Source organism: Microcystis sp. LE19-41.2A (assembly GCF_027530405.1).
In the GTDB taxonomy this organism is placed as follows: Bacteria; Cyanobacteriota; Cyanobacteriia; order Cyanobacteriales; family Microcystaceae; genus Microcystis; species Microcystis aeruginosa.
The window spans coordinates 1-10,304 of record NZ_JAPZQJ010000672.1; the positions used below are offsets into that span (position 1 = coordinate 1).

Sequence of the window (10,304 nt, forward strand, 5' to 3'; positions counted from 1 at the left end):
CCCTTATATAGAAAAGCATTTAGCGATTTTTGTCAATTGTTTTTGCTCTAGAGCGAACTAATCAATTAAGTCTCTTGCCAGATAAGGATTTAGTCGATTTATGCCCCCCTATCGAACCATACCAAGTAACGAAGAACCATAAATCCAACTCATTACATCTGTTTTGTTCATGGCTCTAATCTTACGAAAGGAAAATAGCGGAATTCGAGTAATTTAGTCACGACTGCTCGTGTTGCTCCGAGAATAGCGACTCGCACTGGCCGAGACAGGGGGCTGACTTGCGGGGAAATTTAGGCACAAAACACCAAGATAACATGGCGAAGTAAGCTTCATTTATCTCTGACTCGGAGGGGGTTGTCTGTTTCATTGCCAATCTCTCAACGTCAAGTGCCGACTCTGTAGCGATTATAATCGATTTGATCTGTATTGAGCGTTTAAGTCCCAATAATTGCTCTGTAGTGGATATTTCTACAAATTTGAGCTGCAACCCAGCCAATCGAGGTTAAAGATGGCCCGATAGATGGGATTATGGACCCGCAGCCGGCCTTGGTCTTTGATCACTAACCCCGATAAAAGTAACTCTTTTTCTGGAGGGCTATCCTCGGAAATTACCTCTTTTTCCCTTAAAATCCGTTCATAGAGTTTCAGGAGCAACTGGGAGCGATGACTGTTGAGAAGCCGATCGCGAATAGTCCGCAGATGTTCCGGTTCATCCTGAGCCTCCCAATTGCCAATGATCTTCTTCTGTACCAAGTCCTCAATCCAGGAGGCCTCACCATTGGGGGGAATCGGCGAGGCGGCGGTGCGAATTAACTGACAGAGTTTTTGGGTCAGAAAAGGTTGACCGTTTGTCCAAGCAAAGACTTCTTTTAAGACAGTTTGCGGGTTACTAACTTTCTCGGCCAATCCGCGCAGTAAAGGCTGGGCTTCGTGTTCCTTAAAACCCTCCAATTGAATCGAATGACCGATATTAAAAGGAGTGATTTGGTGGTCGGTAATTAAATCGGAGGGGGTGACAACACCGAAGAAAGCGAAGGTCAAACGCCGATAGAGCGGGTTAAAACCACGCTGGTTATAGCAGGAACGAATCAGGGCAAAAAAGTCATTAACCGCGAAATTTAAGCCCAAAACGCTATCAATTTCATCGATAAAAATCGTGATCGGTTTCGGGGGAGAACCTTCCACGATCCCCACTTCCAGCAATAACACTTCTTCGATAAATTCGCCCAAGCGCTGTACTGCCGAGACATCTTCCCGTTCTTGCCACCAAGCTTTGAGATTGACCCTTTTGAGCAGTCCAAAACGTCGCCCTAACTCGAAGGCTATCCCCTTGTACCATTGGTCGGGAGTGACATTTTCGCTGCCGATGCGGGTTAAATCAATGGGAGCGCAACAGACCCCCTCGTGTTGGAGGTGGTCGATCATGCGTACCATTAAACTAGACTTACCCATTTGACGGGGATTGAGAACATAGCAAAAATCGCCCCGTTTGAGGGCTTTATAGAGATAACGGTCGGCGGCGCGGACCACGTAGGTGGGGGCATCCATGGGTAAACTGCCCCCCACTTGGTAGTCAAAGGTGCTAGATTGTTCGTTAGTTTTGAGGAGTTCGTTTTCAAACAGTAATTCTGCTTGGGTGGCCTTGAGAATTTCTAGGGTTTGGCTGAGTTCTAGGGTGCGCTCCTGCACTTTCTGTTCTAGGGTGCGGCTATACTCGGCTAATTCTTCGGTAAAGCGAATCCGTTCCGCTTCCGCCTGTTTTCGTTCGGTAATATCGGTAAAAGCGGTGATCGCATAGATAATTTCTCCTTTTTCGTCAAAAACGGGCGTGGCATACACTTCTAGGGGGATAATCTTCTCTCCTTGGTGAACTTCTAGATCATCCATCGTGTTTTTTTCCCCCCTTAAAGCTCGGACAATCGGATGGTATTCTGTGGGATACAATCGATCGGTTCCAGCTTGATATAACTGATAGGTTTCCCCCAACTGATTAGCCGTGGTGATATTAACTATCTCTTTTCCTAAAATCTCTTGGGCGGTTTGATTGGCATAATAGGGTTGACTGCCAGCATCGAGGACGAATACCCCCACTGGCATCGCTTCTAAAAATTGCGCTAGTTGTCTCTGTTTGGCTTTGATTTCGGCGTAGAGTTTGGCGTTAGTAATTGCGATCGCCGCTTGGCTGGAGAGCAGTTGCAGCACTTCCAATCTTTCTTGGGTAAAAGCCCCGACGGTGAGATTATTTTCTAGATAGACAATTCCCCGCAGTTGTCCTTGGTCGAGGAGGGGCGAACAGAGCAGGGATTTGGTTTGATGGGTTTTAATATAGGAATCATTGCTAAAATTGCCCTCATGGGCAGCATCGTCATTAAGAACGGTTTGACCGCTCCGGGCTACATAGTTAATAATTGAGACGGGAAGATGTTCTTCGATGGCATTAGATTTAAAGACTGTCACCCCATCTTCCTGCACCGAACCGGAGGCTTCGATCAATAGTTGTCCGCCGCTTTCTAGGATAAGATAGCCCAGCTGCGCCCCAGCATTTTCGATGAGAATTTTCATCAGGGTGGCGAGTAATTTATCTAAAACTATCTCGCTAGAAATGGCTTGGAAGGCCTTCATAATCGTGGCTAAATCTAACAGTTCTCCCGCATGACTAACTGAATTTTTTCTGGTGGTAGTTTTCCTAGTTTCGGTCAGGGAATTGGAACCATAATTATTGACCATTAACTGAGAATAACGGCTTTCTATATCTTTGACTTTAGCTGTTGCTCCCCAAAGAGAATAGAGATAAGCAGCTTCATTGATGTAGGTTTTGGCAATTTTTACTTTACCCCAATCGAGATAGAATTTCGCCGCTAGTTCGTTAGCCAGTGCTTCTTCATTAATGTATTCATTTTCCTTGGCTTTAGCAATGGCTAGATCATAATTTTCTATGGCTTCTAGATAGGATTGCTGTACCCGCTCCTTTTCCGCTTGCACTAAATAAAATTTATGGAGATAGTTAGAGGGTGCTTGATTCGCCCATTCCCGCAGCTTTTTCTGATTATTCGTCACTCGTTCTAATACTTGCTGTTTTTGGTCATTGTCCAGATGATTATAAATAGCTAAATGGGCGAGGGAATCATAGACATTATGCAGAGGAATCAAGAAAGTAGCGGTAGCTCCTCCCAGATATTTTTGGGCTTGGTTAGCATTTTCAATGGCTTGTTCGTACTGTCCAAATAGATAACAAAGGTATAATTTATTAACAAATAAAGCACAGAGACCGTAGAGATCATTAGCCTCTAGATGGTACGGTAACATAAGAGTTTCTTGATAGTACTGTCCTTCTAAATGACCGGGATTTTCCGAGCGCCCCAGCAGATTTAAAACTGTTTGTCCGTAGATTTTTAGATAGTTGCGGGTGTTTTCTTGTTTGAGCTTAACAAAAGCCAGATCATAGTTAGCTATTTCTCCGGCTAATTCGGTTAATTCCTGTCCGATAAAGGCGGAATGAAAACAGTAAAGATAGGCGCAGGTTGTTCCGTAGTAGAGATCGCCCATTTCTAAACCGGTTTGATAGGAATATTTTAACAAGGACAGGGAATTTTTAATCGGTTCTTTCCAGATACTAATAGTGGCGGAAAAGACGGCAATTATTTTCGGCATCAGGGCTTTGGCATGAAATTTATCAGCAATGTTTAAAGCTAATCGTCCAAATTGATAACCCGTTTCCCAATCTTCTAAAAGACCACAAAGAATTAAGCCATAATTGACATAAGTAAAAGCCGCTAGATAACTATTGCCGTATTCAATTGATAAGTTAACCTGTTTTGATACTAGGATGGGTAAGAGATGAGGTGCGGCAATATAAACAGGAGGAAATATGGCACTCGCTATCTTCATGATTGCTAATTTTTCTTCCTCATTTATCGGCGGTAAATTACTTAAATTTTCGATATTTTGACCCGCTAATTTTTGCCTAGTTTTATTGAGTTCTTCCTGAATATCTGATGATTTTAAGGATTCAAGAATCTCGAAATCTAGGCTTTTTAGGACGGATAAACCAATTTCTACCGCTTTTAGTTCGTGATTTTGGGCGTGATAGGCTTCGATGATGACTTCATAAACTTTCACCTTATCTAGGGTTGTTTTTGCCTGTTTTAATACGAGATTAGCCCAGCGTTGCATCTGCTCAAAGTTCCCACTTAAATAGGCGATTTCTGTGGCTTCAGAATAAATATTTAAAGTCAGTTGATAGTTATTTTTCCAGCTTGATTTTTTGAGAAGTTTTTGAGCGATTTTAATATATTTTAAGGCTCCAGTTTGGGCATTAGCGGCTTTGGCTTTTTGGGCTGCTAGTAAATTCAAGTTAGCCACTGACTCTCGTTCTTTTTCCTCGCTAATTAGTCGATAACCAAGATTGAGATGATCGACTATTTTAAAAATCTTTTCCGATAATTCATTGGCGGCAGTATGCTGCCAAAGTAGGCGACCAATTTTCAAATGAATTAAAGATTTTTTGCTGTCTTCGATGAGAGCGTAAGCTCCTTGTTGAATGCGATCATGAGCAAATTTATATTCTTGAATCAGTAATTGTTCATCCAATTCTGAGAGGGGAATAATTAAACCAGCTTCGCTACTAGAAGTTAAAATTGGTAAAAGTTCTGGAGGTGATTTTTCAGAGATTACTGCCAGACTATATAAATTAAACTCTGCCCCAAGACAAGCGGCTAAACTTAAAATTTCCTGGGTTTCGGGGGGCAATTTCTGCATTTTGCCCATCATAAATTGAATCAGATTATCGGTACTACCAATCCTTTGAATTTGGCCGAGATGCCATTGCCAATAACCCCTATTATTATCGGTTTTAGTGGTTGTTTGCTGCCCCGGTTGGAAAAATAGCAAATTTTCCCAGTAGATAGTTTTGAGAAATTCATTGACAAAAAAAGGATTCCCGTGGGTTTTTTGCCAGACTAAAGCGGACAAAGATTGCACATATTCGGGTGAATGATTTAAGGTGTCAGCAATTAACTGATTGACCTGTTCAAGACCCAGAGGTTTTAAAATAACTTGATTGATAATTATGCCCCCCTGCTCTAATTTATCGAGAGTAGCGGTTAGGGGATGGGTGGAATTAATTTCATTACTGCGATAGGAGCCAATTAAAAACAAATAGTCCATATCGCCATCGAGCATAATTAATTCTATTAACTGGAGACTAGCCAAGTCTGCCCATTGCAAATCATCGAGAAAGATGACTAAGGGGTGTTCCGGGGAACAAAAGACCCGAATAAAATTTTTAAAGACTAAATTAAAGCGATTTTGAGTAGCGATCGCTCCTAATTGTAACACCTCTGGTTGTGGACCGATAATTAATTCTAGTTCAGGAATCACATCAATAATAACCCGTGCATTCGCCCCCAAAGACTTTAAGAGTTTTTGTCGCCATAGTTGCAGTTGTGGCTGACTTTCCCCCAAAAGTTGCTTGACAAGATGAGTCAAAGCGCTAACCACGGCAGCGTAGGGAGTATCGCGCTGAAATTGGTCAAATTTACCGGAGATAAAAAAGCCGCGTTTTTCAGTAATTGGCTGGTAAATTTCCCTAACTAGGGTGGTTTTACCCATGCCAGAATAACCCGTAACTAGCATCAGTTCGGTGTGAGAGGAGTTTTTATCTGCGGTGGCTACCCGTTGAAAAGCAGTGAGGAGAGTGGCGATTTCTGCCTCCCTACCGTAGAGTTTTTGGGGAATTTGGAACTGATTGGCTAGATCTTGCCCAGCGATGACAAAATCCTCAATTTTAGCCGTTGTTTCTAGTTGTCTTAAACATTCTTCTAAATCTGCCCGAATACCGTAGGCACTTTGGTATCGTTCCTCGGGGGTTTTAGCCATCAGTTTCCTGATGATTGCCTCCACCACCGGGGGAATTTTCTCCCTGACGAGACTATTAATCTCCAGAGGTTGTTTTGCCAGATGACAGTGAACTAATTCCAAAGCATCTTTAGCCCGAAAAGGTAATTGTCCGGTGAGAAGTTCGTAGAAGCTAACGCCCAAGGAATAAAAATCCGTGCGGTAATCGAGACTGCGATTCATCCGTCCGGTTTGTTCGGGAGAAATATAGGCTAAAGTCCCCTCTAGAACGTTGGGATTTTTTAGCCCCGGATTTTCCCGCCGCAGGACGCTGGCAATGCCAAAATCGATGATTTTAATTTGTCCGGTTTCGGGGTTAAGAACTATATTGGCAGGATTAATATCTTTGTGAATAACCTTGGCGTTGTGAATTTTCTCTAAATTAGCCACTATTCGGGGTGCAAGGCTTAAAAAGTCCCTTAAGGCCAGGGGTTTGCCCTCTAGCCATTTTTTTAAGGATATACCCCCGAAATCTTCCAAAATAATCACGGGAGTTCTGCGGTAGGTTTCTAAACCATAGGCTTTAATCGCCCCCTCGAAGTTCAGGCCGCAGATGGTTTTATACTCCTGTTTGTAGTGGGTTAGTTCTTGTGCGGTTGGATATTCTTGCTTGAGGATTTTGAGCATAACCGGTTGATTATCGGCGGTGCGAATAGCCCGATAGACTTCCGAGTTAACACTTTCGTAGATTTGGGCAAGAATGTCGTATCCGTTGAGAACAATCATTTTTTTACTTGGCGATTGTAAATGGCTGCGGGTCTCCCCAAGAAAAATTCTACGGGAACTAAAACAAGACTCCGCAAGGCTGACAGGACTCGATTTACCTGTGAGACGGAAGGACGGGGAGAAGGCAGCACTTGCTCGAAATACTCGGAATGCAAGGTAAAACCAAAGTGAACATCTTCCGGCAAACTCAGTTTAGCAATCGGTCCGCCCTTGAGATTGTCAGGGTTAAATAACCAAGCTTCTAATACTCTGGTCGGGGTTAAAACCGTCGTAAATAGATAGCCCTGTTCTTGGGGAATAAACTGAATGCTATCTAAAATATAGCCATCGGGACAAACATAAAAATCCAGTAGTTCCCGACCTAAATGTGATACATGAGTATCACTGGCATTTTTTTCTTGGCTAATCTGTTCAGTTAACTGATTCCAATCCTTATCGAAGGGAACCTTGGCTAATACCGAGGGCAAGTCATGACAGGGAAGTTCGGCATCCCTGAGGATGCGATTACTTTGGTCGCGAAAATCCATATACTGACGACGACAGATTAATTCGCGCACATAACCGGCATAAACCTGATAAATAGCGCTGTATCCCTGTTCCAATTCCCGCGGGTCGGCGGTGTAGAGAGTGGTAGAGAACCACCCCGGATGGATGAAAGCTTGTTCGCTCATCACCCTGGCATCTTTGATAACCACTTTGCGCAGCACTCCGGGGTCAAAGGAAAACATCCAGGGAATGCCGTGGTATTCGGGAGGATAACCCTGACCGGTAAAATGTTGGATATCGTCTTTTTCGATCGCTTCGGTTAAACTAATAGTGGCGTTTTGGATGGCCACCAGATGAATTTGACCGTTGATACTATGGTAATTACAAAGGAAGTGATAACTGTCGCCATTGAAGGTAATTAATTGCGAGGGAACGGTGGTTTCTTCTTCCTTGAGGTCTTGACGTTTAACCAGATAAATTTGAGTTTTCGGATAGGTTTCTTCAGGCTTGATTCTGATACCTAATAGTTTGGCTACTCCCATCTGAAAAGGCATATCGGGAATCATGATATAATCTTCGGTGACGATGACCGAATGGGGACTACCATCGAGGATAGCTCCCTGTAGTTTCCAGGGTTTAAGTTGTTTTTGTTGATCCCAAAGAACAATATACGCCGATTTATCTAAGTCTTTTAACATACCTCCCGATACAAGTTTTAGCTTTAATTCACAGGTGATAAATTCTTTGGTTTTTTTGTCGTAGAAGGGATGAGCGGTATTTTCTAGGACTGGGAAAAAAGATAAAGGCACGGAAACAATATGTTGGTCAAAATAACCAATCGGAGTGATAGTATCAAGGGAAACGGGGTCCACTTCCCAGTAACGTCCCGCATCGGCAGTGAGAATTAATCTGGTTTCTTCTAGTTGTTCATTTTCGGAAACTTTTTCTAGTTTAACTATAGCAGTATTCGCTATTTCTGAACAACCCAAAATGCTGACCACGGCAGGAAAAGTGGCTTGACTAATATTAAATATCGGTAAAACTTTTCGCCAAAAACTATCCCAGGTTTTCAGTTTTTTACTGTAAACATTAACTTGATTATTTTTCCCTTGCAAGTCCCATTTAATAATTACACCCTCGCCAGAGAACAAATGACGGTCATTTTTTCTATGAAAAGGACAGACGATAAAAACGTATCCCGACAGATTTTCCGGCCAATGTCCCTCAGTAATTGTGGCGACTGCTTGATATAAATTGTTCTCATCCGGTTGACCTAGTTGCGAGCGACTAAAATTACCAATGTTGACAGTATTTTGGACAGTATCTTTGATTGACATATTCATAATAAGTAGAGTTTGCGGCAAAAAGTTTGTTGGTGGGGTCAGGAGCCGGTCGTCGGTCGTCAGGAGATAGGATTCAGGAGATAGGAGCCGGTCGTCAGGAGATAGGAGATTATTTTATTTATTCCCCCCACACCCTACACCCCACACCCTACACCCCACACCCTCACTGATTACTGATTACTGTTTACTGATAACTGATAGAGGATTTCACCTCTAAAAAATAGCGTCGATACAATTCATAGCCTGGTACTACTTTATCTCCTGATTGTTTGAGTAGTCCCATACTGCTGAGTTTGTAAGCGAGAATTGGGTCTAATTGTACGGGTTCCACCGCGCTCATCACCCGATCGAGGGCTTTTGCTAGTTCAGGCTGTTGTTCTAATACCGCCCAATGGCGTCGCAGGTGATGGGCATAAATCCCAGTGACGGAGGTGGCACTGGTTAATATTTGCGTCATGGTTATTTCCTCCCGACTGAGATAGTAGAGGGCAGTTTGTACCAAAGCCGGGTGTCCTCCCACTAGCTCCATCAATTGTTTGACTTTTTCCTGATTTTCCCAGGTGAGTTGATAACGTTGGGCTAATTGTAATACCTCCTCAAGACTAAAATGACTTAACTGTGCGGGGAATCCCACGTTAAAGGGGGATTGATTGAGCTGCAGGGGAACATAAATTTCCGTGGAATGGACGACGATAAGACGGAGTTTTTGCCAAATAGGTAGGGTTTTGGCTTCTTCGTACCAAGAACGCAGCAGCGGTAAAAAATCCTTGGCCACTTGGGGATGCTCAAACATCTGATTAAGTTCATCGAGAGCGAGGACAATGGGGGCAGTAATCGATTCCAGGATATAGTCTTGAATGTAAACCGTACAGCTAATCTTGCTGCCTAAATCCTCATCCCAATACTCATCTAATTGCGGTTTTAACTGTAGTTGACGGGCGGCATTGGCACACAACCAGCGCAAAAATTGGTTTAAATCACTCAAAATGGCCTGGTCCACCTGTTCTAAGTTCAAACTCACCGTGCGGTAGCCTTGCTGTTTGGCAAAATCGAGCATTCTCAAAAGTAGGGAAGTTTTGCCCATTTCTTTCGGGGCTTTTATCCGCACTAAAGCCCCCGGTTTCTTGATTTCCTGCCTTATCTGTTCTTCGAGGGGAAGACGTTCTAAATAAAATGGGGAACCAAGGGGAACTGCCCCATTGGGATAGGGGGGTAATGTGTCCAATTTTTCGCTCTTGGATGGAGAATTAACCAGAATTTTGTCTTGAGGGGGTGCTGTTAGCTGAAAATTCAGGGCGGCGATTTCTTGCCAGTCGAGGCATAATCGACGACAAATTTGGGCAAAAGTGGCTTGTTCTACCGGTTTACCAGTCAGGAAGTTGCTGACAGTAGCCAGACTAAATTCAGCTTCTTTAGCTAAGGAGCGTTGACTGCTAAAGCCCTGCTTTCTCACGGCTAATTTAACTTGATTGAGGCAATGTTGTTGTACTCTTAGATGGCTCGATAGGGAATCTCTCATAAGAATTGGGGTGTGGGGTGTGGGGTGTAGGGTGTAGGGTGTAGGGTGTGGGGTGTGGGGTGTGGGGTGTGGGGAGTTTTCTCAGTGAACTGATAACTGATAACTGATAACTGATAACTGATAACTGATAACTGATAACTGATAACTGATAACTGATAACTGACTTCTAACCCAATGGTAGATGTTGGATTTTTGCAGGAGTTCTATTTTCTGACAAATATAAGCAAAAGTTATTTATTGACTGCAAAAACTTGAGAATATTTAAATTAACATTCCGCAATATTTATAAATTCTTAAGAATTAATTGAGAAAGATTTTTATTTAACAACGATGTT

5 protein-coding genes are annotated in these 10,304 nt (G+C 43.0%); 1 reads left to right on the top strand and 4 read right to left on the bottom strand.

The window, feature by feature from the left end:
* Window positions 1-217: 217 nt before the first annotated feature.
* The 3 genes from O9290_RS27610 to O9290_RS27620 form a co-directional block, all read right to left on the bottom strand.
* The gene (locus O9290_RS27610) at window positions 218-367 is read right to left on the bottom strand and encodes a hypothetical protein (protein WP_158499357.1); all 150 of its coding nucleotides are present in this window, start codon (window positions 365-367) and stop codon (window positions 218-220) included.
* Between the two features lie 101 nt (window positions 368-468).
* Window positions 469-6,621 (bottom strand): AAA family ATPase, encoded by a 6,153-nt coding sequence (locus tag O9290_RS27615; protein WP_288087752.1) that lies wholly within the window; start codon window positions 6,619-6,621, stop codon window positions 469-471.
* Window positions 6,618-8,450, bottom strand: a complete 1,833-nt coding sequence (locus tag O9290_RS27620; RefSeq protein WP_288054950.1) for a carotenoid oxygenase family protein — start codon at window positions 8,448-8,450, stop codon at window positions 6,618-6,620. Before O9290_RS27620 ends, O9290_RS27615 begins: the two co-directional genes overlap by 4 nt.
* Window positions 8,451-8,482: 32 nt before the next feature.
* On the opposite strand from O9290_RS27620, the gene O9290_RS27625 reads away from it, so the two are divergent.
* Window positions 8,483-8,620, top strand: coding sequence for a hypothetical protein (locus O9290_RS27625; RefSeq protein WP_288087754.1), 138 nt, complete (start codon window positions 8,483-8,485; stop codon window positions 8,618-8,620).
* Window positions 8,621-8,634: 14 nt separating this feature from the next.
* Here O9290_RS27625 and O9290_RS27630 read toward each other — a convergent pair whose 3' ends face one another.
* The gene (locus tag O9290_RS27630; RefSeq protein WP_288054952.1) at window positions 8,635-9,969 is read right to left on the bottom strand and encodes an AAA-like domain-containing protein; all 1,335 of its coding nucleotides are present in this window, start codon (window positions 9,967-9,969) and stop codon (window positions 8,635-8,637) included.
* Between the last annotated feature and the right edge of the window lie 335 nt (window positions 9,970-10,304).